The following is a 212-nucleotide window of genomic DNA, read 5'->3' as shown; positions in this document are numbered from 1 at the left end:
GCACCCTCTCCCGCCGCGCCCTGGCCCTGTACCTGCTGGCCTACCGCAAGCAGTGGGATATCAACGTCGCCTGCTACGGCCTGTGCAGCGCCGCCATCGTCTTTTCCCTGCTGCTGATGACCGGCGTCATCGGCCCGACCCTCGACGCCCACGGCGAACCCATCCACACCGCCAGCGATGGCGGAAAGACCGCGTATGCGGCGAAGGAGTGA

At 67.5% G+C, this 212-nt stretch carries 1 protein-coding gene; it reads left to right on the top strand.

Annotated elements, in window-relative coordinates; all coding sequences use genetic code 11:
- A partial coding sequence (locus A7V84_RS21325; RefSeq protein ID WP_235815950.1) for a hypothetical protein occupies positions 1–212 on the top strand: 212 nt, incomplete at its 5' end.

This window comes from Bordetella trematum, assembly GCF_900078335.1.
In the GTDB taxonomy this organism is placed as follows: Bacteria; Pseudomonadota; Gammaproteobacteria; order Burkholderiales; family Burkholderiaceae_B; genus Bordetella; species Bordetella trematum.
This window is presented reverse-complemented; position numbering and strand designations above follow the sequence as displayed.